The sequence below is a fragment of the Qipengyuania vulgaris genome (assembly GCF_009827325.1).
Classification (GTDB): domain Bacteria; phylum Pseudomonadota; class Alphaproteobacteria; order Sphingomonadales; family Sphingomonadaceae; genus Qipengyuania; species Qipengyuania vulgaris.
The window spans coordinates 297595-321911 of record NZ_WTYC01000004.1 but is presented as its reverse complement, the minus strand read 5'-3'; the positions used below and the strand labels follow the sequence as shown (position 1 = coordinate 321911).

Sequence of the window (24317 nt, the reverse complement as noted above, 5' to 3'; positions counted from 1 at the left end):
TTAAGGGTCGCACAGGCGCCCGCGCGGCAGGATCAGGACCACAAGAGCGACATATGTACGAGGATTTCTACGGTTTCAGCGAGCGGCCTTTCCAGCTCACGCCGGATCCTTCGTTCTATTTCGAAAGCGTGACGCACAAGAAGGCGCTCAGCTATCTCGGCTATGGCCTTGCCCAAGGGGAAGGCTTCATCGTCATCACCGGCGAAGTGGGGGCGGGCAAATCGACGCTTGTCGGACACCTGCGAAATCGCCTGGACTGGAACAGCGTGACCGTGGGCGAGGTGGTCACCAGCGCGCTTGGCAGCGAAGAGATGATCACGATGGCTGCGCACAGCTTCGGTCTCGAGGTCGACCATAGCGACAAGGCTGGCGCACTTTCCGCCATCGAACTGTTCCTGCAGGACGAGGCGCGGGCAGGGCGCAAGGTGCTGCTGGTTGTCGATGAGGCTCAGAACCTCACCATCGGCGCGCTCGAAGAGTTGCGCATGCTCTCCAACTTCCATCTCGGCGCGAAGCCTTTGCTCCAGATGCTCCTGCTCGGCCAACCGGAATTCAGGCAGCTGCTCGCCGAATGGGACCAGCTCGAGCAACTACGCCAGCGGGTCATTGCCTCGCACCACCTCGAAGCGATGCAGCCGGGTGAGATCGAGCCTTACGTGATGCACCGGCTCGAACATGTCGGCTACAAGGTTCGGCCGCGTTTCGAAGGCGAGGTCTGGAAGCGCATTCACCGGGAAAGTCGCGGAATACCGCGTTTGGTCAATCGTATCATGTCTCGCGTTCTGATGAAGAGCGCGATGCAACAGCGCGAGACTATCGATCTGCCGCTTGTCGATACTGTGATCGACGAGATCAATGGCAAGGTACCCGAGGAGGCTCCGATGGGCGATTACACACCGCAGCGCGAAAAGCCTTCTTCACGGAAGGCGGAGGAGTTGGGGACCGATTCCGGGCTATTGCAAACGACTGAACAACCCCATGGAGGTGAAGCTTTGCCCCAATCCGAGAATTCCGCGCTCATGGATGCGCAGATCGAGGCTATCGAACAGGCGTTCGCCGAACGGGATCAGGCGATCGCTTTGGTTCGCAAGGAAATTACCAGCTTGTCGCAGCGCGCCTCACAGTCGGCAGAAGACGGCGACACTCTCCACCGCCTCGCCGCAATCGAGGCGCGGCTCGACGAACAGGAGCGCTCGCTGCGACACGTGCTGACGATGATGATCGACTATTTCGAGAACAGCGCCACGCGCAACGCGGCCTGATTAGTCCGCCCCGTGGCCGCGGGCCATGTACTCGGCGCTCTGCATTTCCTTGAGGCGGCTGACCGTCCTCTCGAATTCGAACGCTCCGTCCCCAGCGACATAGAGATCTTCGGGCTCCGCTGCGGCCGTGACGAACAGTTTCACGCGGTTCTCGTAAAGCGCGTCGATCAGCTTGGTGAAACGGATCGCCTCGTTGCGGTTCTCGGGTGAAAGGCGCGGCACGCCGACCACGATGACCGTGTGATAGGCATGCGCGATTGCCAGGTAATCTGCAGCCCCGCGGTTATCCCCGCATAGCCGCTTGAAGCTGAATACGCCCACGCCCTTGAGGCTCTTGGGAACATGCAGCGTGCGTCCACCACCGAGATCGAGCTGCCCGCTGGGGACATGCTCGGCATCCTCGGGCTTGTAATCGGTCAACCGAAAGAAAGCCTCGCGAACCTGAGCCGTGGCTTCGTCTCCGAGCGGTGTGTGCCAGGTGTCGATATCGCCGAGGCGATCGAGCCGGTAATCGGTAGGCCCATTGAGCGGCATCACGTCCAGCTCGGCCTGGACCAGTTCGATAAACGGCAGGAAGAGCGAGCGGTTGAGCCCATCCTTGTAAAGGTCGGAAGGCGGACGATTGCTGGTGGTGACGACCGCCACGCCTTCGTCGCAAATCAGCGCGGTGAACAGGCGCGCCATGATCGCGGCATCGGCGGTATTGTTCACCACCATTTCGTCGAACGCGAGACAGCGGATGTCACGCGCAAACCGCGCAGCGACGGGGGCTATCGGATCTCCTGCTTCCTTCTTTCGCTCCTCTCGGATGAGACGATCGACCTCCAGCATGAACTCGTGGAAATGGACCCGGCGCTTTTCCCCGATAGAGAGTGTTTCGACGAAGAGATCCATCAGCATGGATTTTCCCCGCCCAACGCCGCCCCACATATAAACGCCTTGCGGACGGGTCTTCTTCGTTCGGAAGAGCTGGCTCAGGAGGCCACCGGATGTTTCGGCCTCCAGGTCCTTCTGCAATCGGTCGAGACGTTCTGCGGCCCTGCGCTGATCGGGGTCGCTACGAAGCTCTCCCGCTGCGACCAGCTTCTCGTACCGCGCGAGCATGCCGGTCATTTCGGGCGCATCTTCTTCACGATACCCGAAAACGATGCGACGACATTGCTCTCCTGCTCGACCGTGCCGCGCACGAAGACGAGGCCGCGGGTTTCACGAACGATTTCCGTCACCGCGTCGAGCGGGCGATCGGGCTGGCCCGCTCCGGTGAACTGCGTCGATAGTTCCAGTGTTACCGACGGCCCGGCATTGCCGCTGCCAAGTGTATGCATTGTCGTGAAGAGCGAAATGTCGATCAGCGATAGGGTAACCGCGCCATGGATGATGCCTTGCAGATTCTCGTGGCGGCGCTCGGGAAACATGCGCAGCCGCGCATGTCGGCCGTCTTCATCCAGACGAGTGATGAGCTTCCCCATCACCGCGCCGTTGAACAGCGTTTCGTCCTTCAGATTCCAATGCCGCCAGCCCGGGTTGTCCGGGTCGGGACCATGCTCGAATACGTCGTCGGGCAGCACGTCAGATCGCGCGTTCAACCATCATCTTTTTGGTTTCGGCGATGGCCTTTGCCGGGCTGAGTCCCTTCGGACAGACATTCGCACAGTTCATGATGGTGTGGCAACGGTACAGACGGAACGGGTCTTCTAGCTGGTCGAGACGCTCACCCGTCATCTCGTCACGGCTGTCGGCAAGCCAACGATAAGCCTGCAGCAGGATGGCCGGGCCGAGGAACTTGTCACTGTTCCACCAATAGCTCGGGCAAGCGGTCGAACAGCAAGCGCAGAGGATGCACTCGTAGAGGCCATCTAGCTTCTCGCGCTGCTCGGGCGACTGGAGACGTTCCTTGCCACTCGGCGTTGTCGAGACGGTTTGCAGCCACGGGCGGATGCTGGCGTACTGCGCGTAGAAATGCGTGAAATCGGGAACGAGATCCTTGATCACTTCCATATGCGGAAGCGGAGTGATGCGGATTTCGCCCTTCAGATCCTCGATCGCGGTCGTGCAGGCAAGACCGTTCTTGCCGTTCATGTTCATGGAACACGACCCGCAAATACCCTCGCGGCAGGAACGGCGGAAGGTCAGCGTCGGGTCGAGCTCATTCTTGATCTTGAACAACGCATCGAGAACCATCGGGCCGCAGGCGTCGAGGTCGATCTCGAACGTGTCGTAGCGAGGATTTTCGCCCGTATCCGGATCGTAGCGATAGACCTTGAATTTCTTCACCCGGCCCGCACCGTCCGACTTGTGAGTACGGCCCTTGCCGTTGATCTTGGAGTTCTTCGGGAGAGTGAAGGTCGCCATTGATTTTATCGATCCTGTCTGCGTGTGGGTTCTCTCTAGTGATTGATACGCATGGCGCAAGGGGCGGAACGAGGATTAGACCGTCTTGCAGCGACATCGCCGAGATGCGACGGAGCGGCATGATGAAGGTGGCGATCTACGATCTCGACAAGACGCTGGTGCGGCGAGCTACATTCACACCGTTCCTTCTATTTGCCGCGCGAAGTCTGGCACCCGGGCGCTTGCCGCTCTTTCCGGTCTGGATCGCGATGATGATCGGATACCGGATCGGTTTCTACGATCGCACCAGGCTGAAGACCGTGGGCATGCGTTTGATGCTTGGCCGGCAGCCGATCTGCGCTTTGGAACGCGCAGGGCGGGAATTCGCGACCCATCATCTCCGCAAATGCGGATGGGTGGAGGGTGTAATTGCCATGCTCGAAGCCGACCGAAAGGAAGGCGCACATCTCGTCATCGCGACCGCCGCTTTCGAATTCTATGCTCGCGCCTTCGCCGAAAAGCTGGGCATTGACGATGTCATCGCGACCGGATGGGACGGCGCAAGGATCCCGGGGGGAAACTGCTATGGAGAGGAAAAGCGCAAGCGCGTTGCGCTCTGGCTCGAAGACAAGCCGCCCGGATATCGCACGCGCTTCGTGAGCGACAGCTTCGCGGATGCTCCGCTACTTCAGGAGGCGGACGATGCGGTTTTCGTCACGCAAAGCGGCAAGAAGCGCAAGCGTGCGGAATCCCTAGGCTGGCATGTAATCGATGGGAGCCTTTAACTCGCTACCAAAACGCTCAGGCGACCGACAATTTTTGCTGCAACCGCGTCGAAGCGCTCTTGCGAAAACTTCTCCAGCACTCGGTCTCGGGCATTCTGTCCAATTGCCGCCAATCTCTCGGGTCGGGACAAGACATCTTCGAGCGCTTGAGCCAACTCCGTTACGTCTCCGACGGGGAAAGTGAGTCCGACGTCCCGGCTGTTGATGGTGTAGGGCATTTCCCCTGTTTCTGCCGCGACTACAGGCAATCCGGCCTGCATCGCTTCATGCGCGGCAATGCAAAATCCTTCCCGGCGGGATGGCTGGACATAGAGGTGTTGCCGAGCCAAGAATTCCGTAGGATTCTCGATGAAACCCGCGAATTCTATGTCGACTGATACGGTTCGTGCACGCGCCTTCAGCGCCGCTTCTTCGGCACCTATGCCTCCGATCGAAATTCGAAGCGGAAAGCTGGGCCTAAAGCCGCGCTGGTCGAGCAAGGCCAAGGCATCGATCAGAAGATCATAGCCCTTTGCGGGATGAAGCCTGCCTAGGCTCCCAATTTCCAGCCTTTGGCCCGGTTGCCATTCTGCCGCTTGATGGACCTCCGGATCGGCCGCGAAGATTGGCCATGTGATGAGGTTCTCGTTGGAGACGCCAAGTCGTTCGCGCGTGAGTTCGGCAACTTGGGCACTGTCAGCGACCCATAAGTCTGCGGCCGTTGCGCGCCACCGTAAAAGCCGCTCGTTCCACGGCTTGAGGTATGCATTGTGCTGCCAGCTGACCACGGGGATGTTCAACCGCTTCGCCGCGATCTGACCAAGCAGGGTGGCTCGGGTCAGCGACGTCCAGAGCGCGTCCGCTCCCCAGGCTCGCGACTGGTCGATGATCCACGCAAGCGCCCTGAAGTGGTCGGTTTCGCTGCCTTCGCGAACCACGGGGACCACACCCTTTGCAAGCAAGCGCGGAAGTGCGAGCCCGTTCCTGCGCAACAATGCAAATACGCGCACTTCTGCACCAGCCTTTTCCAGTGCTTCGACAATTCGGGGAAGGGGAGACTGCGCGCCTCCACCCTCCATCGAGTTTATGATGTAGGCAATCCGCATCTGCTAACTCGTTCGGTGCCGAATGGCATCTGCAATCGCGTTTGCTGCGCGAACCGATGGCGGAGTATCGGTCAAAGAAAATGTGTGATCGATGATCTGTTGCTGCCTTGCGCGGTACTGATCGCCGATTTCATTCCACCGCTCCAGAAACCCCACAAGTTCCGCAGGAGTTCGAGCGACTGGTCCTGTTCCAAGGAAAGGGAGGTCCCGTTCACCCTGTCCCGTAAGTGCGTCGTTCGGATCGAGGAGAAATGCCGGTCTGGGACGAGCGAGAAACTCGTAAATCTGACTTGATGCATCCCCGATATATCCATCAGCGGAGAGCATGTAGCTCATGTCGAAGAGCTTGGGACCGTCGGTATCGATCAAGATATTCTCTGCAGAACGAGCCGCTTCCGGGACGTCCGGTCGACGCCTCGCTACTTTATACTCAGGCGAAACATGCGTCGCCTTTCGGAAAAGCATCACGTGAGGCGCGAAGATCAGGTTGAATTCCTGACCCGCCGGACTTGCGAAGAATTCTAGCAGTTCGGGTCCGGCATCATACCAGCTCGAGAGGTGCGGATCGAAGTGCGGATTGTATACGAAGGCGGGTCTGCCGTTCCCGAAGAAATCCGGTTTGGCGGAGAGGTCGATACGTTCGAACTTGGAGTAGCCCGTCACGCGAATACGTTCGGCATGCACTCCATTGGCTACGAGTTGCTCCGCCATCTTGGCGCCCGCCACGAGGCTGAGATCGAACCGCCGGTGATCTGGGTGGAACGTCACGCTCCGATCGCCGGTACCGTGAGGTACTCTGATGAAAAGTGGCGCGGCGTTCGGACCGAGTCTCTTCTGCACCCTCAAACACGTCCGCTCCGTCGAGATGACGGCATCCGAATTTCTGAACAATTGTTCGTATATGCGAAGCCGGGCGAGGCGCGAAGCTGGGATGATCCGGTCGAGAGCTCTGCAAAGCCTTCCCGAAATCATGCCCAGCTTCAGTTCTGTCCAGACAATGCGCCGCGCATCCTCGGGATCGATGAGCTGCTCAATCCGAGTTCTTATGTCCGGGGTGGCATAGGCTACCGTCGATTCTATATCGGGATGCTCGCGCGCGGTCGCAGCCGCGATCGGGGCAAGATGCGCGACCTGGTGGGCCGCATCGTGATTGAAGAGAAACAGGGCACGGGCCATCGAGGAGGAACCGGATAGGCATTGTTCCTGTTCGTGCAAGACCTTTCCCGATTCCGGCTATTTGCCAATATCGCCTGATCGACTAGGGGTTTTGTCACGTTACCGTGCGGAAGTTCGAACCCGCTGCCATTCATGATTTTTCACGAGGACCTTTGCCATGGAGACGGACCCGATGTTCCGCCCCCGTCGTGACGGTTTGGCGAATATTCTGAAGAACGTCGCATGGTTGATGGGCGGGAAGGGCTTTGGAGCTGTCTGCTCTATCGCCTATCTGGCCGTTCTTTCCCGATCGCTCGGGCTAAAGGACTTCGGCCACTTTTCCCTGATCTTCGCGACGGCAATATCGCTGGTGGCCCTGGCCAGCTTCCAGACTTGGCAGACGGTAGTGAAATTCGGGGCCCAATCAGTGCAGGAGAAGGACTGGACGCGGTTTGGACGCCTTATCTGGTTGTGCGGCGGGCTCGACGTAGCTGGAGCCGTCATTGGCTGTATAATTGCTGCTTCGGTTTTCTATGGGTTTGGCGAGACACTCGAGCTGAATGCCAGATACATCGACGTCGCCTTCTGGTTCGCATGCGCCATGTTGTGGTCGCGTATGACAACACCGAACGGGATCGTGCGGGTGCTGGATCGCTTCGATCTGGGAATCTATGTGGAAGCGGTGGTCCCGGCCGGTCGGCTCATCGCCTCTTTCATAATACTGGCTGTCGGACCTACGGTGGAGCGCTTCCTGTTCGCATGGGCCTTCTTCGATCTGATTGTCGGCTTGCTTTACTGGATCGTGGCATGGCGCATTGTGCCGGAGGCCTTGCACCACAAGCACTTGGGACATTTCCGCGAAACCTTGTCGACGAACCCTAGCTTGCCACAATTTTTCGGCGTGACATACTTTTCGTCGACTCTCGATGCTGTCTACAAGCAAGGACCGCTACTCGCTGTTGGATATTTTCTCGGCACCAGCGCGGCAGGTCTCTATCGACTGGCTGACCAGCTAGCGCAGGGCATCGGCAAGCTTTCGTCGCTTCTAGCCAGGGCGATTTTTCCCGAATTCGCAATGGCGCGCACAACTCATTCCATCGATAATTTCAGCAAGCTGGTACGCCAGACATCTATTATCGCTGCAATAGGGGGTGCGGCCGTCACACTTGCAGCGGTTTTCCTCGGTGAGCCACTCCTTCTTCTGATCGGCGGCGAGGATTACGTTCGCGGCGCCGCCATACTCATCCCGCTCGCTATCGGAGCTTCGTTCGAACTTGCTTCGGTGACTTATGAGCCGTTACTCTATTCGACCGGCCACGCGCTTTATCCCTTGCTGGTTCGCGCATTGGCAGTTGCTGTGCTTGCCGCCGGGATATTCCTGCTGGTTCATCTGGGCCCGATCGGCGTCGGTATCGCAGTGGCCATCGGCCTCGCGGTTTTGTGGGCTGTCATGAGCCTGACGGTGAAGCTGGTGCTCCGCAATCTGAAGCGCACGGAAAGCCCGCAATGACACCTTCTGCAATCATCCTCGCAGGAAGCAGACCCGGCGGAGATCCTTTTGCGGAATCTGTGGGAGTGCCGCACAAGGCGCTGATTTCGCTGGACGGGTCCACTCTCCTTGAACGGGTCGTAAGTGCGCTCCGAGCGGCAGGAATCAAGCGGATATCGGTGAGCTGCAATGCGGGGCCTGTCGCAGAACTGGCGCGCGCTTTGCAAGTCGCAACCATCTCGGCTGAAAATGGTCCGAGTGGGAGCGTCGCTGCAGCCTTCAAGGAACTGGGTGCCCCGATGATCGTGACGACTTCCGATCACGCTTTGTTGCGGAAAGAGTGGGTCGGCGAGCTAATCGACAAGACCCCGGAAACGGCCGATCTATCCGTGATGCTTGCCGAACGCTCCGCAATTGAACGCGCATTGCCTTCGGCCAGACGGACATATCTCCGGTTTTCCGATGGGGATTGGTCGGGATGCAATCTCTTTTACCTCCGTACGCCGCGCGCTGGAAAGGCGATCGATATCTGGGCGACGGTGGAGGCCGATCGTAAACGTCCCTGGCGGATCGCCGCCCGTCTCGGAGTGTCGACACTCATCCAAATGCTATTTCGCCGGCTGAGCTTGTCGGAGGGCGTGGCGCGACTTGGCGACCGAATTGGGATAAATGCCACCCTCGTATCCGCCACCGACGGACTCGCGGCAGTCGACGTCGACAAATTGGAGGATCTCGAAGCGGTGCGGCAAATTCTGCTGGAGCGACGAAACGATCCTTCCGAAAACTAGGTTTCGGGATAAGCTTGCCTGCGAATCGCACGCGGGAGAATGCATGGGGATAAAGCGCCTTTACGAAGCACACATCATGCCGCGAATTATTACATTTGCGTGCGGACAAAGGGGCATCGAGTCGCGGCGTCGGGAAATCATCCCTTTGGCCGAGGGACGAGTCTTCGAGCTGGGTTGTGGTGGCGGGCTCAATCAGGCGCTTTACGACAGCACAAGGGTCACTGGATTCGCCGGGATCGATCCGCATGCGAGATTGCTCGAGAATGCGCGCGAGCGAGCGGGTGCCGTGGGATGGGACTATGACATCCGTGAAGGATTTGGCGAAGAGATCCCGTTTCCGGATAGCAGCTTCGATACAGCAGTGTGTACCTATACGCTTTGCTCGGTTGGTGATCCGGCAAAGGTATTGAGCGAGCTGCGCCGAATATTGAAACCGCAGGGAAGGTTGCTCTTTCTCGAACACGGCAGAGCCCCGGATGCCGAAATTGCCCGATTGCAGGAGCGGATAGAGCCTCTTTGGAAGCCCTTGGCTGGCGGCTGCCACCTTACGCGACCCGTGGGAGCAAGCTTACGCGGTGCGGGTTTCGAAGTAGAGCCGTTCGGTCAGGCATATCTGGACAACACGCCAAGGGTGGTGGGCTGGATGGAATGGGGCATCGCTCGCCCCGCTGGAGCCTGACCGCTGGAAATACTGTCCCGACCGGCTGATTTGCCGGTCGGGACAATCAGATCATATCATTCGCCGAAAGTGCGCTGCCACCAGCCGCGCTTGGGTTTGGCATCGCTGTCGGGGCCCGTGTCGTTTGCGGTTCCGGTTTTCGACGTCGTGGCAGGTTTGGCTGCGGGCTGTTCTGGTGACACCTTTTCTACAGCCTGCGCAGTTTCGGCGGTCTCGTCAGCCTTCTTGCGGCGAGTGCGCTTGGGCTTCGGCGGAGCGGCTTCGGCTAGTTCCGACTTGGTATCAGCTTCCACCTCTGCTTTCTTCTTTCGGGTACGCTTCGGCTTGGGCGCGTCCTGTGCCGGAATATCCGCCGCTTCGGTTTCCACCTTCTTCTTGCGCGTACGTTTCGGCTTCGGCTTTTCCTCGGCCGTGCTTTCGGGCGGTGCCTCGCCGGAAGTATCCTCTTCGACGGGCTTTTTCCGTCTGGAGGTGCGCCTCTTGGGCTTTTCGTCGGCCGCCGCTTCAGCAGTTTCAGGGGCGCCTTCGGGACCGGCCACTACAGCCATGTCGTTGGCGACCTGTTCGGAAACCTCTTCCAGCTTCTCGGCATCGTCTGAACCGACTTCGCTGGAGCCTTCCTTGCCGCGGCCGCGGCCACCGCGACGACGACCACCACGCCGGCGACGCTTCTTCGGCTTATCCTCGCCGTCATTGTCCTCGGAAGTATTCTCCTCCGGACGTTCGTCGGCTTCATCCTGATCGTCATTCTGATCGCGATTCTTGTTGCGTCCGCGACCGCCACGGCGGCGGCGCCGCTTGTTGCGCTGGCGATCATCTTCCTCGTCCTCTTCGGAAGAATCGACCTCGACCTCGACGTCGTCGTCTTCAGCCTCATCTTCGTGGTCATCAACCAAGGCTTCGAATTTTGGTACGTCCTTGGGCTTGGGACCGTGGCTGGCGACGCTCATTTTCGCGCCTTCATCTTCACCTTCTGGCACGACTTCGACAGTGACGCCGTAACGCTCGCCTATCTCGACCAGTTCAGCCCGCTTTTCGTTCAGCAGGTAGACTGCAGCTTCCGTGCTAGCTGCGAGGCGTATCTTCGTGCCTTTGCCCTTTGCTGCCTCTTCTTCGATCAAACGTAGCGCCGACAAGCCTGCCGAACTCGCGGTGCGAACGAGGCCGGTGCCATCGCAGTGCGGGCATTCGCGCGTAGTCGCTTCGAGCACGCCGGTGCGGAGGCGCTGGCGGCTCATTTCCATCAGACCGAAGCTTGAAATACGGCCTACCTGAATACGCGCGCGGTCGTTCTTGAGCGCGTCCTTCATGGCGCGTTCGACCTTGCGGGTGTTCGAGTGATGCTCCTGATCGATGAAGTCGATCACAACCAGACCGGCCATGTCACGGAGACGCAATTGACGAGCAATTTCCTTGGCGGCTTCGAGGTTAGTCGAAAGGGCCGTTTGCTCGATATTGTGCTCCTTGGTGGAGCGCCCCGAGTTGATGTCGATCGAAACCAGCGCTTCGGTCGGATTGATCACCAGATAGCCGCCGGATTTTAGCTGGACCACCGGATCGTACATCGCCTTGAGCTGGTCTTCGGCGCCGTAACGCTGGAACAACGGCACCGGATCGGCATACTGCTTCACCCGGCGCGCGTGGCTGGGCATGAGCATCTTCATGAAAGCCTTGGCCGACTTGTAGCCCTCTTCGCCCTCGACCACGACTTCCTCGATTTCTCGATTGTAAATGTCGCGGATGGCCCGTTTTACCAGATCGCTGTCCGAATGGATCAGGGCAGGGGCCGCAGATGCAAGCGTGTTTTCGCGAATTTCGTCCCACAGGCGGGCGAGATAATCAAAGTCACGCTTGATTTCGGTCTTGGTGCGTGAAAGGCCCGCGGTTCGCACAATGAGCCCCATGGTCTTCGGCAGCTTGAGATCTGAAACCACTTGCTTGAGGCGCTTCCGGTCGCTCGCCGAATTGATCTTCCGGCTGATGCCGCCACCATGGCTGCTGTTAGGCATGAGCACGGTATAGCGTCCGGCGAGGCTGAGATACGTCGTCAGGGCTGCGCCCTTGTTGCCGCGCTCTTCCTTCACGACCTGCACCAGCAGAACCTGGCGGCGCTGGATGACGTCCTGAATCTTGTACTTGCGGCGCAATGCCATGCGCTTCGCGCGCGCTTCGTCGACTTCCTTGGCGCGGCTGCGTCCTTTGCCCTGACGGCGTCCGCGACCGCGGCGTCCGCGATCCTTGGAGCGACCGTCGTTCTCTTCTTCGTCGTCCTCGTCGTCTTCGTCCCGGTCGAGATGGCCTTCCTCGATCGTGGCGACGTCGTCCTTGTCGGAGGTGTCTACTTCTTCGAGGCCGTCTTCGGCGAGATCTTCGGCAAGCGCTTCGGAGCTTTCGTCATCGGCGTCGTACTCGTCGCCGGGCATCTCGCCGCGTTCTTCTTCCTCGGCGCGCAAGCGCTGTTCTTCTTCGGCGACCTCGGCTTCTGCTGCCAGCAGCGCTTCTCTGTCTTCCTTCGGAATCTGGTAATAATCAGGATGGATTTCGCTGAAGGCGAGGAAACCGTGCCGGTTGCCGCCGAAATCGACGAAGGCTGCCTGAAGTGAAGGTTCTACTCGCGTTACCTTGGCGAGGTAGATGTTGCCTTTGATCTGCCGCTTGTCGGCAGATTCGAAATCGAATTCCTCAATCCGGTTTCCCTTGAGGACCGCCACCCGGGTTTCTTCCGGGTGGCGCGCGTCGATTAACATGCGCGTTGCCATTAATAATTCTCCATGCGCTGCGGGGCGGGCTACACCCGCCGAGCCTGCTGCGCTTTAGTGTAGAAAATCCGCGTTTCCCCGAAGGGTTTGCGGCATTGGAAAGCCAGCTAGTCGCATTGGCGAGAGGCTGGTGATTCGTGTCTGCTAGGGCGCCCTGGACCGATTTACGGGCCGTCCGTCCCCCCGCCGCTGCAAAACGGTGAACCGCCTGCATGCTGTCGGCCGGTAGGGAGAGAAGCGTGTCCTGCATCAACCTGTTCGTTCGATGCCGCGACCGGAATGGCGACGGCGTCCTCGGTGGAGTGACCCTCTTCGTCGCGAATGTAGCGCGCCGATCGGAGGCACCGGTTTTCCGAGTACTTGTTCGCTAGCACCGTGGGTATCACACGGCAACTATATTGCGCCGTTCATGCCTTAGCCCCTAACCATTGGCCCGAAATGAAACGCCGTTTCCCGCTTCTTGCACTTATGCTCTCGCCCCTTATCATCGTAGGCGGTTTGGTGATGCTGGCACGCGGCACCGGAATTGTGGGTCATGGCGCAGGATATGTGGCGCGGGTCGAACTGCCACGCGAAGCCAGCCAGATAGGCTTGCCCGAGGTGGAGGGCGACACTGACTTGCCATTGGTTGTCATAGACGCGGGACATGGCGGACACGATCCGGGTGCCTCGGCCCGCGGCTATGTCGAAAAAGATCTGGTCCTCGGGTTGGCAAAGACGCTGCGAACCGAACTAGAAGCAAGGAATATCGCCCGGGTCGCGCTTACACGCGATGACGACACCTACCTCCTTCATACGGAGAGATATCGCATAGCGCAGCGGCTTGGGGCAGACCTGTTCCTGTCGCTCCATGCCGACAGCGCGGGCGCACAGGGCGAGGTTGCGGGAGCCAGCATTTATACGCTTTCGCCGGAGGCATCGAGCCGCGCCGCGGCTCTGTTCGCCCAGCGTGAAAATGCATCCGATGTACTTGGCGGTGTGGACCTGTCGCAGCAGGATGAACAAGTCAGCGACATCCTCGTAGAACTTTCGCAGCGCCTCACACAGGGACAATCACGCGAATTCGCCGCTTTGATCGAGCGTGAAGGCGAGGGGGCGATCCAGTTTCATCCGCAAGCGCGGCGATCTGCATGGCTTGCGGTGCTGCGCGCTCCGGACGTTCCTTCCGTGCTCTATGAAAGTGGCTTCATCTCGAATGAGGAGGACGCGATGCGGCTCGCATCAGAAGAGGGGAAAGAGGCTTTCGCAGGCGTCATGGCACGTGCGATACGCGCCTACTTTGTCCGGCAGGACGACAATTGATCGCAAGTCGAGATTCTTGTTCTGGTATTGTCCAGAATGCGCATGCTAAGGCCGCATCCGATTATGGTTGCCATTCCCAAACTGGACTATGTCCGCCAGCGCCTGACGGGTGATCCCGCACGTTTTCTCGCTTGGATGCGAGACAACTGGCATCACAGCCGCCGCTTGCGTGTGCTGACCTATCTCGTCGGTATCGGTTTGATTTTGCTCGTGCTCGCATGGGCCTCACTCGCGCGGAATTTGCCAGAAGCCGATTCGCTTCTCGAATATGAAACGCCGTTGCCCACCGTGGTTCGCGGCGTGGACGGGGAGATCGTTCATTCCTACGCGCGTGAAAGACGCGTGCAACTGCAATATGTCGATTTCCCCCAGCAGATGATTGAGGCGTTTCTCTCTGCAGAGGACAAGACCTTCTTCAGTCATGGTGGGGTGGATTTCACAGGCACGCTCAATGCCGTCGTCGATTATGCAACCAAGTTTGGTTCGGATGAACGGGCAGTAGGTGGTTCGACCATTACTCAACAGGTCGCGAAGAACCTTTTGCTCGGGGATGAATACTCGGTCACCCGGAAGCTCAAGGAAATGATCCTTGCGCAGCGTATCGAGCAAGTGCTGACGAAGCAGGAAATCCTTGAGCTTTATCTTAATGAAATTCCGCTTGGGCGCCGAAGTTTCGGGGTCCAGGCTGCCGCTCGCGCTTACTTCGATAAGGACGTGGACGACCTCGAACTTCACGAAACCGCCTTCCTTGCCATCCTGCCAAAGGCACCGGAACGGTATGGTCGTTCACGCTACGAGGATCTGGCTATCGAGCGCCGCAATTTCGTGCTCGACCAGATGGTCGCAAACGACTTCGTAAATGCCTCGGAAGCGGCGGCGGCCAAGCGGCAACCTCTCGGACTTGTCCAGCAACGCTCCGAACGCTCGGCAGATGCAGGGTACTTCCTCGAAGAAGTTCGCAGGCAGTTGATCGATGAATTCGGCGAGACGTCCGAAGACGGATCGAACAGCGTCTATGCCGGCGGATTGTGGGTGCGTACTTCGCTCGATGTCGAACTGCAGGACGCTGCACGCGATGCCCTGCGCGCGCAACTTCTCCGCTATCATGGAAACCGTGGGTACACTGGAGCTATCGCGACGCTGAACCCCGAGAATGGCGATCTTCACGGTCAGCTTCTTTCGTCCAACATCTCGATCAATTACGAGGATTGGCGGGTAGGTGTTGTTACCGAATCCGGCTCTTCGCCCAAGATCGGCCTTACCAACGGCGAAGATTACGATCTTTCGGGTGCCCCGTCCTCGATCGAAGTTGGCGATGTCGTCGCCGTGGAAGAATCCGGCAGCGGCTACCGGATACGGGGCGTGCCGGAAGTTTCCGGTGCGTTTCTTGCCGCCTCGCCCAAGACAGGGCGAATTCTCGCCATGCAGGGTGGTTTCGACAGCCGCCTAGGCAGCTTCAACCGCGCTACCCAGGCGCTGCGTCAGCCCGGTTCGACGATCAAGCCGTTCGTTTATGCTGCAGCTCTCGACCACGGGATGACTCCCGCGACGATGGTCCCGGACCAGACATTCTGCGTCTGGCAGGGTGCGAATTTGGGCGAAAAGTGCTTCCGGAATTTCGGTGGCGGTGGCGGCGGTGAGCACACCATGCGCTGGGGCCTCGAGCAGAGCCGGAACCTGATGACGATCCATATTGCGGACGACACGGGAATGAAAAACGTCACCGAGACGATCAAGCGCCTCGGCGTGGGAGATTACGAACCGTACTATTCTTTCGCGCTCGGAGCAGGCGACACAACCGTTGCGAAAATGGTGAACGGTTATGCAGCGTTGGCCAACTGGGGCCGACAGCACGAGGGCTCGGTCATCGATTACGTGCAGGACCGTCACGGCAAGGTCATCTACCGCAGTGACAATCGCGAATGCGTGACCTGCAACATGGACGAGTGGGATGGACAGCCGATGCCCCGCTTCGAACCGGGCGGGCGGCAGGTACTGGACCCGCGCACCGCGTTCCAAGTGGTCCATATGTTGCAGGGTGTCGTGACCCGGGGCACAGCCGTTCGTCTGCGCAGTCTCGAATTGCCGCTCTTCGGCAAGACAGGGACCACCAACGGCCCGACCAACGCTTGGTTCGTGGGCGGAACGCCCGAGATTATCGCGGGAATGTATGTGGGCTTTGACCAGCCGCGCAATCTCGGTGGGTGGGTCCAGGGCGGCAACACCGCCGCGCCGATCATGAAGCAGTTCATCGAGGAAACGCGAGAGCGCTGGACGGCGGACGACTTCATCGCGCCGCCGGGCATCCGCATGGTCAAAATAGATCGGCGGACCGGCAAGCGCGTATTCGAAGGATCGCCCAGCAACGAGCCTACGGCCTCGGTGATCTGGGAAGCGTTCAAGCCCGATACCGAACCAGCTCGTTCGACCCGTTCGGACGAATTGGCCGCACGGCGAAGCGAAATACTCGAGTTGATACGCCGCGCCCGCGAAGGAGTTCGGGCAAGAAGTGCGCAGCGTGCAGAAGAGCAACCTTCCGATTTCATTGAGGACCAAGGCGGCATCTATTAGTCCGCCACTCCGCGAAACTTTACAATCGCCGTCCGAGCGTTAGGTGGGCGGACCAATCGCTTGAGGAATTGAATTATGCGTGCCGAAGGGCAGGCCTATATCGACCGTATCGAAGCTGCACTTGCTCTCGTGCGCCAGTCACTGGACTGGGAGCGCGCACTTCGCCGTCTGGACGAGCTGGACGCGCGCGTGCAAGATCCCACGCTTTGGGATGATCCGAAGAAGGCTCAGGCCATCACCCAGGAACAGAAACGTCTCGAAACTGCGATCAATACCGTCCGTGAGATCGAGAGCGAAATGAGCGATGCCATCGAGTTCGTCGAGATGGGTGATGCCGAGGGCGACGACGAGGTGGTCAAGGATGGCCTCACCAGCCTGGCAGCACTGGCCGATCGAGCCGACCGAGACAAGGTCCAGGCCTTGCTGTCGGGAGAGGCCGACGGCAACGATACCTACGTCGAAATCCACGCTGGCGCCGGTGGTACCGAGAGCCAGGACTGGGCGGAGATGCTCTTCCGCATGTATGGTCGCTGGGCCGAACGTCGCGGTTTTAAGGTCGAGACGGTTGAATACCAAGCTGGCGACCAGGCCGGGATCAAGGGAGCGACCCTGCTTCTGAAGGGTGAAAACGCATATGGCTATGCAAAGACGGAAAGCGGCGTGCATCGCCTCGTCCGGATCAGCCCGTATGACAGCTCGGCGCGCCGCCACACCAGCTTCAGTTCGGTCTGGGTCTATCCAGTGATCGACGACGATATCGACATCGAGATCAACCCTTCCGATCTCAAGATCGATACCTACAGAGCGTCGGGTGCAGGCGGACAGCACGTCAACACAACCGATTCCGCAGTGCGCATAACACATCAGCCGACGGGCATAGTCGTGGCGAGCCAGAACGATCGCAGCCAGCACAAGAACAAGGCTACGGCCATGAACATGCTCAAAGCCCGGCTGTTCGAGCGCGAGATGGCAGAGCGAGAGGCTGTGGCATCGGGCGAATATCAGGAGAAAAGCGAGATCGGGTGGGGGCACCAGATCCGGAGTTACGTCCTGCAGCCCTATCAGATGGTCAAGGATCTGCGCACCGGCGTCCAGTCGCCCACTCCAGATGATGTGCTGGACGGCGCGCTCGACCCGTTCATTTCAGCTGCACTCGCCCAGCGGGTTACAGGTGAACAAATCGAGGTGGAGGACACCGAGTGACACGGCGCGTGCCGTTCCTGCTTGTTGCTTCACTGCTGGCGTCCGCTTGCGTTGAACAGCCGGAAGCCGAGGCGCTGTTTCCTGAGCCTGACCGGCCTGTTTCGGAAATCGGGTCCAACCAGTTTTCGACGGAAGATCAGCGCGATAGCCGCGGCGAAGCTAAAACAGTGATGGATCTGGCTGAAATCACCCCTGGGATGACCGTGGCGGATATTGGCGCAGGCAACGGGTATTACACTGTTCGTCTGGCCGAGCGAGTAGATGCCGAAGGCCGCGTGTTGGCACAGGACATTGATCAGCGAGCGCTCGATCGCCTGGCACGGCGCGTGGAGCGGTATAGGCTCGACAATGTGTCGATCCGCCGCGGTGAAGTCGCTGACCCGAAGCTGCCCGACAACAGTTTCGACCGCATTTTCATGGTCCACATGTACCATGAAATCGAGCAGCCATATGAATTCCTCTGGCGCATGTGGCCTGCCTTGCGAAACGAAGGGCAGGTAATAGTGGTCGATATCGATCGTCCGACTGACCAGCACGGGATCGCGCCGAAGCTACTGTTTTGCGAGTTCGAACAGGTGGGCTTCAAGCTTGTGGAGTTCGTAGAGCGGCCCGATCTCAAAGGGTATTTCGCACGCTTCGAACGCGCCGAAAAGCGCCCCGATCCTGAGGCGATCACTGCTTGTCCCAATACCTGACGTACACTTGCGGGTGCGCCCCTTCGCCTACTTGGAGTAACCGCTCAAACGAAATTTCCTGCGCTCTTTCCAGTAGCAGGACGTGATGCTAGGCGCAGCCTCAAGTAATACGCAATGGTGAGGAGTACCGTCTGGGATGGCAAATTTCCCGACCAGTTTTGACCGTGAGGACCTGCTGAAGTGCGCACGGGGCGAGTTGTTTGGTCCCGGTAATGCGCAATTGCCCGAACCTCCGATGCTGATGATGGACCGAATTACCGATATTTCCGGCGATGGTGGTTCACATGGCAAGGGTCATGTGGTCGCAGAATTCGACATCAAACCGGACCTTTGGTTCTTCGAATGCCATTTTCCCGGCAACCCGATCATGCCCGGTTGTCTTGGCCTGGACGGGCTATGGCAGCTTACGGGGTTCAACTTGGGCTGGCGAGGCTGGGAGGGGCGCGGCTATGCGCTCGGTGTCGGCGAAGTGAAGCTGACCGGCATGGTGCGGCCCGACCGCAAGATGCTCACATATTACGTGGACTTCACCAAGGCGATACAGTCCCGCCGCTTGACGATGGGTGTGGCCGACGGCCGCGTCGAGGCCGATGGCGAAGTCATCTATCAAGTCAAAGATATGAAAGTCGCCTTGTCAGAGGCGTGAGAGGATAACATGCGTCGAGTCGTCGTAACCGGTCTGGGGATCGTCTCCTCGATTGGCAATAATGCCGCCGAAGTGCTGGCCGCGCTGAAAGCGGGCAAATCCGGTATCACCTTCAACGAGGAAATGGCCGAACACGGCTTCCGCTCGCAGATTGCGGGGGCGGTCGACCTCGACGTTTCAGAGCATGTGGACAAGCGCACCCTGCGCTTCATGGGGCCGGGTGCGGCCTACGCCCACATTGCCATGGGGCAGGCCATCGCCGATGCCGGGCTGGAGGAAAAGGACGTCATCAATCCGATGACCGGGCTTATCGCCGGATCGGGTGGCCCGTCCACCTCGGCTATGCTTGCCGCCCACCAGACGGTGTTGAAGACCGGCGCAACGAAGCGCATCGGACCGTTCGCCGTGCCCAAGTGCATGTCCTCTACCGTGAGCGCCAACCTTGCCACGGCCTATCAGATCAAAGGCATGAATTTTTCCATTACTTCGGCCTGTTCCACCTCGCTTCACTGTATCGGCATGGCGGCACAGCAGATTGCTCTGGGCAACCAGGACGTGATGTTCGGCGGCGGCGGTGAAGAGCTGGACTGGACACTGTCGTGCCTGTTCGACGCCATGGGCGCGATGTCGAGCAAGTATAATGACACGCCAGAACGTGCCTCGCGTGCTTTTGACGCGGACCGTGATGGCTTCGTGATCGGCGGCGGCGGCGCCATCGTGGTTCTGGAAAGCCTTGAGCATGCGCAGGCACGCGGCGCGAAGATTTACGCCGAAGTTACCGGTTTCGGCGCCACTTCGGACGGGGCCGACATGGTTGCGCCTTCGGGCGAGGGCGGAGAGCGAGCCATGCGCGGCGCGCTTCGCACGCTCGCCGAAGATCGCAAGGTAAGCTATATCAACGCGCATGGCACCTCGACGCCCGTTGGCGATGTGGGCGAGATCGAGGCAGTGCGCCGGGTCTTCGGGGACGGCGCGACGCCGCCGGTCAGTTCGACCAAGTCAATGACCGGACATAGCCAGGGGGCCACTGGCGCACAGGAGGCGATATACTGCCTGCTGGCGCTGGAGCATGACTTCATCATTCCCTCGATCAATGTCGAAACACTTGATTCGGCACTGAAGCCGGAAGAGATCGCCACCGAAATGGTCGCGAATGCTGGCCTCGATACTGTGATGACCAATTCGTTTGGATTTGGCGGCACCAATGGTTCGATTTTGTTGTCAAAATTTCATGGGTAAAACCAAGGCCATGATGCTAATAGTTAAGGTGGATTGAGAATGGGCGTGCTTGCAGGAAAACGCGGTCTTGTAATGGGCGTGGCCAATGATCGATCGATTGCCTGGGGGATCGCCAAAGCTTGTGCCGATGCAGGCGCTGAACTGGCTTTTACCTATCAGGGCGATGCTTTCCAAAAGCGAGTGGAGCCGCTTGCCCAGAGCGTGGGTTCGGATTTCCTGCTCGATGTGAATGTCACCGATGATGCCTCGCTCGATGCTGCTTTTGGTGCCTTGCAGGATCGGTGGGGCAGGCTGGACTTCGTTGTCCACGCCATCGCCTACTCCGACAAGTCGGAACTGACGGGCCGCATTCTCAACACCTCGCGGGCGAATTTCAGGAACTCGCTGGATATCTCCGCTTACAGCCTGATCGAAATCGCCCGCCGCGCCCATCCGATGATGGTGGAACATGGCGGGACAGTACTGACCCTGAGCTACATGGGCTCCAACCGTGTAGCGCCAAATTACAACGTGATGGGCGTGGCCAAGGCCGCACTTGAGTCGGCTGTGCGCTATCTGGCCAACGACCTTGGGCCGGAAGGCATCCGCGTCAACGCGATCAGCCCGGGCCCGATGAAAACGCTAGCCGGCTCGGCAATCGGTGGCGCACGCAAGACTTTCAAGCACACCGAGGCCAACGCGCCGCTACGTGCCAACGCAACGCTGGAAGCAGTAGGCGGCACGGCAGTCTACTTGTGTTCCGATGCCGGGGCCTGCACTACGGGTGAGATCATCCGTGTCGACGGCGGCTTCCACGTCCTCGGCATGCCGCAGCACGACAATCTTTAAGTCGGCGCGCGTCGTAGATCCGGAACGGACTCAAATTAGAACCGGACCTAACGCCAGAGTTGCATCGACCTGATTGCATCTGGCATTTTCTCGTCCGTATCAGGCCGCGAGAGCGTGCGCTCAACGATGCGCCATTTTCGCCTTACCTTCGATTTCTGCCATAGGTCCATCAGCCAAGTTTCGCCTGACCATTCATGGTCGCCCATGTTCGCGTCCAAGGTCATGCGGGTAGCGAACACCGCGGTGGGGCCGTGGCGTCGGACATAAACTTCGTCGAAACGATAGCCCGAGCAGCGAAAGCGGGTGGTCGCTGCCTCCAGCCAGCTCGCGCGGTCGAGGATTGCGGGGCTTCTTGAGCCCAACAGGAAAATGAAATCCCGTGCGGCCAGAGCTTTCATCTGGTTGCGGTCACGCTGCACCCAGCTTCGCATCCACAAATGCTCGAGTGCTTCGATTTTTGCGGCGAATTCATCCATGACCGCAATCGCTTACAGCATGGCGCGCGGGGAGCAAGAGCCGTCAGCTAAGCCCGCTAAGTACCTGGTCCGGCGGTCGGTGTCCATCGGCCCACATGCGGATGTTCGCGATGACCTTGTGCCCCGAATCCTCGCGGCCTTCCCGCGTAGCGCTTCCGATATGGGGAAGGGTCATCACATTCGGATGTCGGATCAAGCGTTCGTCGACGTTTGGCTCGTCCGGATAGACATCCAGCCCGGCTCCGGCGAGATGCCCGCTTTCGAGCGCCGTGATCAGCGCTTCCTCGTCGACGAGATCGCCGCGCGCAGTGTTGATGAGGCTCGCACCCTGTTTCATCAGGGAGAGGCGCCGCTCGTCTATCAGGTGATGGTTTCCCGGTGTGGCAGGACAGTGGAGCGTAAGGATATCCGCCTGCGCGACGAGTTCATCGATGCTTTCGACCCAGCTTGCAGCGACCATGCGTTCGATCGCCTCGGGTAGGCGCTTACGGTTGTGGTAGGCAATCTCCAGCCCGAAAGCCCGTGCCCGGTGTGCCACCGCCTGGCCAATCCGCCCCATGCCAACGATGCCCAGGGTCTTCCCGCCGAGCTTGCGGCCGAGCATGGCAGTGGGCGCCCAGCCGGTCCATTCGCCGCTGCGGATCAGCTGGACGCCTTCACGAATCCGGCGCGGCACACCAATGATTCCGGCCATGGTCAGGTCGGCGGTATCGTCAGTGAATACACCGGGAGTATTGGTCACCATGATTTTTGCCTGCGCGGCTGCGTCCAGATCGATATGCTCTGTACCGGCACCGAAATTGGCGATCAGACCGAGATCTTCGCCGGCCTGCAAAATCATCTCGCCATCGATACTATCCGTAACGGTCGGCACGAGAACGTCGCAATCCTGCATCGCTTCCAGCAGTTGGTCGCGGGTCAGCGGCATGTCGGACGCATTGGTGCGCACATCGAAAAGTTCGGTCATCCGGTCCTCCACCCAAGGGCCGAGACGCCGGGTCACCACCACGCGCGGTTTCCGGTTAATACGCTTCTCGGGAGCTGACGCTGATGTCGATGTCGTTACCATGCAATCCAACTCGCTACGCTTTCCGCATCGGGAGGGTCAAGCAATGCTTGTGAGCGCAGCTTGCTGCCGGTATTGGGGGAGGACATGATGCTTCGTTTAATTCTTTGCCTGTCAGCACTTATGTTGGCCACATCTGTCCAGGCCCAGGATCGCGAGGTTCCCTATTGGGCAAGCCTGCGGGCCGACGAGATCAACATGCGTGTAGGACCGAGCGCCGATTACAAGATCGATTGGGTCTACCGCCGCAGGGGGCTACCGGTGAAGGTGGTCCGCGTGATGGAAGGCTGGCGGTTGATCGAGGATCCCGATGGGGCACGAGGCTGGGTGGCTTCGCGGTTGCTCGATCCGGATCGGGGTGCGGTGGTGATCGGGAAAAGCCCTGCAACCATGCATGAGGATAACGATAAGACCTCGAAGGTCAAATGGCGATTGGAGCCGGGCGTGGTGGGAAGGCTCGGCGACTGCGATGATGGATGGTGCGAGTTCACCGTCGGTGAACGTGCAGGCTGGGTTCGTCAGAAAAGTCTCTGGGGCGCAGGCGAACCGTGAACGTGTTGTCGGAAATCGGGGCGTGCCAATTCCAGAAAGGGGCGACCTTAAGCCGCCCCTTTCAGAATTTTGGGAGGCAAGCAGACTCGTAAGATCGCGTCAGCTTCCTGAATTTTACACCTAGAGAATTTCGACGGCCACAGCCGTCGCTTCCCCGCCGCCGATGCAAAGGCTGGCCACGCCCTTCTTCTTGCCTTGGCTCTTGAGCGCGTTGAGCAGCGTCACAATGATACGCGCGCCGCTGGCACCGATCGGATGACCAAGCGCAGTGCCGCCGCCATTTACGTTGATCTTGTCATGCGGGATGCCGATATCCCGCATGGCGAACATGGCGACACAGGCGAAGGCTTCGTTGACTTCCCAAAGGTCTACCTCGTCCGCTTTCCAGCCAGCCTGATCCAGCACCTTTTCGATTGCGCCTATCGGAGCGACAGTAAACTGGGCGGGTTCTTGCGCATGCGCAGCCATGGCGACGATCTTGGCCACGGGCGCCTGACCATTTTCCCTCGCTACGCTTTCACGGCTCAAGACGACGGCCGCCGCACCGTCCGAGATCGAAGACGAGGTGGCGGCCGTAATTGTCCCATCTTTCGCAAAGGCGGGTCGCAATTGCGGGATCTTGTCGGGATTGCCACGACCGGGTGCCTCATCCGTATCGACGGTCACGTCACCCTTGCGGGTCGAAACTGTGACCGGGACGACCTCGCTCGCAAAGGCACCGCTTTCGATCGCCGCGTTGGCCCGGCGCAACGATTCGATGGAATACGCGTCCATTTCCTCGCGCGTCATCTGGTATTCGTCGGCAGTGCCTTGGGCGAAAGTGCCCATGGCTCGCCCTTCCTCATATGCGTCTTCGAGGCCGTCGAGGAACATGTGGTCGTAGGTCGTGTCGTGGCCAATACGCGCGCCGCTGCGGTGTTTCTTCAGCAAATAAGGCGCGTTGGTCATGCTCTCCATACCGCCAGCGACTACATAGTCGATCGTTCCGCTGGCGAGCGCCTCTGCACCCATGATGACCGTCTGCATGCCGCTGCCGCATACCTTGTTGACCGTGGTCGCCTGAACGGACTTGGGCAGGCCGGCCTTGATCGAGGCCTGGCGGGCAGGGGCCTGGCCGAGGCCAGCCGGAAGAACGCAGCCCATGTAGGTGCGGTCGAACTTGTCGACCGGCACTCCCGAGCGCTCGACCGCGGCCTTCACCGCCGTGGCGCCGAGATCTGTCGCGGATGCATCGGATAGGGCGCCCTGCATGCTGCCCATTGGAGTGCGGGCGTAGGACAGGATGACGACGGGATCGTTTGCGCTGAACTGGCTCATGCTTGTGCTGGTCCTTGTTGTCTGGAATATCTGCCTGTCGAGATAGGACTTGTGCTGCTGCAGCGCAACATAGACCCCAGGAGAATATG

Annotated in this window: 22 protein-coding genes; 13 read left to right on the top strand and 9 right to left on the bottom strand. The window is 59.5% G+C overall.

Translation table 11 applies throughout. The features are described 5' to 3' along the window. Positions 1-53: 53 nt before the first annotated feature. On the top strand, positions 54-1262 hold the full coding sequence (locus GRI69_RS10110; RefSeq protein ID WP_160728154.1) for an ExeA family protein: 1209 nt from the start codon (positions 54-56) through the stop codon (positions 1260-1262). Here the strand turns inward: GRI69_RS10110 and zapE are convergent, their stop codons facing one another. The 3 genes from zapE to GRI69_RS10095 are packed head-to-tail and all read right to left on the bottom strand — an operon-like array spanning position 1263 to position 3614. Then, the gene (zapE, locus tag GRI69_RS10105) at positions 1263-2375 is read right to left on the bottom strand and encodes a cell division protein ZapE (RefSeq protein WP_160728153.1); all 1113 of its coding nucleotides are present in this window, start codon (positions 2373-2375) and stop codon (positions 1263-1265) included. Continuing rightward, a complete protein-coding gene (locus GRI69_RS10100) occupies positions 2372-2848 on the bottom strand; it encodes a PaaI family thioesterase (RefSeq protein ID WP_237453036.1) in 477 nt (158 codons plus the stop codon). Before GRI69_RS10100 ends, zapE begins: the two co-directional genes overlap by 4 nt. Then, on the bottom strand, positions 2832-3614 hold the full coding sequence (locus GRI69_RS10095; RefSeq protein ID WP_160728152.1) for a succinate dehydrogenase iron-sulfur subunit: 783 nt from the start codon (positions 3612-3614) through the stop codon (positions 2832-2834). The genes GRI69_RS10100 and GRI69_RS10095 overlap by 17 nt, the downstream gene beginning before the upstream one ends. Positions 3615-3733: 119 nt before the next feature. On the opposite strand from GRI69_RS10095, the gene GRI69_RS10090 reads away from it, so the two are divergent. Further along, positions 3734-4378: an HAD family hydrolase gene (locus tag GRI69_RS10090; protein WP_160728151.1), complete on the top strand. Its 645-nt coding sequence runs from the start codon at positions 3734-3736 to the stop codon at positions 4376-4378. On the opposite strand, the gene GRI69_RS10085 is transcribed toward GRI69_RS10090, so the two are convergent. Then, positions 4375-5463, bottom strand: a complete 1089-nt coding sequence (locus tag GRI69_RS10085; RefSeq protein ID WP_160728150.1) for a glycosyltransferase family 4 protein — start codon at positions 5461-5463, stop codon at positions 4375-4377. The genes GRI69_RS10090 and GRI69_RS10085 overlap by 4 nt on opposite strands. 3 nt (positions 5464-5466) lie before the next feature. Continuing rightward, positions 5467-6639, bottom strand: coding sequence for a hypothetical protein (locus GRI69_RS10080; RefSeq protein ID WP_160728149.1), 1173 nt, complete (start codon positions 6637-6639; stop codon positions 5467-5469). A 172-nt stretch (positions 6640-6811) separates the two neighbouring features. Here GRI69_RS10080 and GRI69_RS10075 point away from each other — a divergent pair, with 172 nt between their 5' ends. From GRI69_RS10075 to GRI69_RS10065, 3 genes are all read left to right on the top strand, one after another. Next, a complete protein-coding gene (locus tag GRI69_RS10075; protein ID WP_237453035.1) occupies positions 6812-8128 on the top strand; it encodes a lipopolysaccharide biosynthesis protein in 1317 nt (438 codons plus the stop codon). Next, a complete protein-coding gene (locus GRI69_RS10070) occupies positions 8125-8895 on the top strand; it encodes a nucleotidyltransferase family protein (RefSeq protein ID WP_160728147.1) in 771 nt (256 codons plus the stop codon). Before GRI69_RS10075 ends, GRI69_RS10070 begins: the two co-directional genes overlap by 4 nt. Positions 8896-9040: 145 nt before the next feature. After that, positions 9041-9574 carry a class I SAM-dependent methyltransferase gene (locus tag GRI69_RS10065; protein ID WP_337191053.1) on the top strand — a complete coding sequence of 178 codons (534 nt, stop codon included), beginning with the start codon at positions 9041-9043 and terminating at the stop codon, positions 9572-9574. A 56-nt stretch (positions 9575-9630) separates the two neighbouring features. Here the strand turns inward: GRI69_RS10065 and GRI69_RS10060 are convergent, their stop codons facing one another. Continuing rightward, positions 9631-12333, bottom strand: a complete 2703-nt coding sequence (locus tag GRI69_RS10060) for an Rne/Rng family ribonuclease (RefSeq protein WP_160728145.1) — start codon at positions 12331-12333, stop codon at positions 9631-9633. A 438-nt stretch (positions 12334-12771) separates the two neighbouring features. On the opposite strand from GRI69_RS10060, the gene GRI69_RS10055 reads away from it, so the two are divergent. The 7 genes from GRI69_RS10055 (at position 12772) to GRI69_RS10025 (ending at position 20817) form a co-directional block, all read left to right on the top strand. Further along, entirely contained in the window at positions 12772-13635 is an 864-nt protein-coding gene (locus GRI69_RS10055; protein WP_160728144.1) for an N-acetylmuramoyl-L-alanine amidase family protein, read from the top strand. 63 nt (positions 13636-13698) lie between these two features. Then, the gene (locus tag GRI69_RS10050; RefSeq protein WP_160728143.1) at positions 13699-16206 is read left to right on the top strand and encodes a penicillin-binding protein 1A; all 2508 of its coding nucleotides are present in this window, start codon (positions 13699-13701) and stop codon (positions 16204-16206) included. A gap of 75 nt (positions 16207-16281) precedes the next feature. Beyond that, positions 16282-17409: a peptide chain release factor 2 gene (gene prfB, locus GRI69_RS10045; protein WP_160728142.1), complete on the top strand. Its 1128-nt coding sequence runs from the start codon at positions 16282-16284 to the stop codon at positions 17407-17409. After that, positions 17406-18104 carry a class I SAM-dependent methyltransferase gene (locus GRI69_RS10040; RefSeq protein ID WP_160728141.1) on the top strand — a complete coding sequence of 233 codons (699 nt, stop codon included), beginning with the start codon at positions 17406-17408 and terminating at the stop codon, positions 18102-18104. Before prfB ends, GRI69_RS10040 begins: the two co-directional genes overlap by 4 nt. A gap of 136 nt (positions 18105-18240) precedes the next feature. Further along, on the top strand, positions 18241-18750 hold the full coding sequence (gene fabA, locus GRI69_RS10035) for a bifunctional 3-hydroxydecanoyl-ACP dehydratase/trans-2-decenoyl-ACP isomerase (RefSeq protein ID WP_160728140.1): 510 nt from the start codon (positions 18241-18243) through the stop codon (positions 18748-18750). A 9-nt stretch (positions 18751-18759) separates the two neighbouring features. After that, positions 18760-19989: a beta-ketoacyl-ACP synthase II gene (locus tag GRI69_RS10030; RefSeq protein WP_160728139.1), complete on the top strand. Its 1230-nt coding sequence runs from the start codon at positions 18760-18762 to the stop codon at positions 19987-19989. Positions 19990-20028: 39 nt separating this feature from the next. Next, positions 20029-20817, top strand: a complete 789-nt coding sequence (locus GRI69_RS10025) for an enoyl-ACP reductase FabI (protein ID WP_160728138.1) — start codon at positions 20029-20031, stop codon at positions 20815-20817. A 47-nt stretch (positions 20818-20864) separates the two neighbouring features. On the opposite strand, the gene GRI69_RS10020 is transcribed toward GRI69_RS10025, so the two are convergent. Together GRI69_RS10020 and GRI69_RS10015 are read right to left on the bottom strand one after the other, a co-directional pair. After that, positions 20865-21293: a nuclear transport factor 2 family protein gene (locus tag GRI69_RS10020; protein WP_160728137.1), complete on the bottom strand. Its 429-nt coding sequence runs from the start codon at positions 21291-21293 to the stop codon at positions 20865-20867. 43 nt (positions 21294-21336) lie between these two features. After that, positions 21337-22362 (bottom strand): 2-hydroxyacid dehydrogenase, encoded by a 1026-nt coding sequence (locus GRI69_RS10015; RefSeq protein ID WP_160728136.1) that lies wholly within the window; start codon positions 22360-22362, stop codon positions 21337-21339. 84 nt (positions 22363-22446) lie between these two features. Between GRI69_RS10015 and GRI69_RS10010 the strand changes: the two genes are divergently transcribed. After that, entirely contained in the window at positions 22447-22911 is a 465-nt protein-coding gene (locus tag GRI69_RS10010) for an SH3 domain-containing protein (RefSeq protein ID WP_202391949.1), read from the top strand. Positions 22912-23031: 120 nt separating this feature from the next. Here GRI69_RS10010 and GRI69_RS10005 read toward each other — a convergent pair whose 3' ends face one another. After that, positions 23032-24228 (bottom strand): thiolase family protein, encoded by a 1197-nt coding sequence (locus GRI69_RS10005; RefSeq protein WP_160728134.1) that lies wholly within the window; start codon positions 24226-24228, stop codon positions 23032-23034. Positions 24229-24317: the final 89 nt, after the last annotated feature.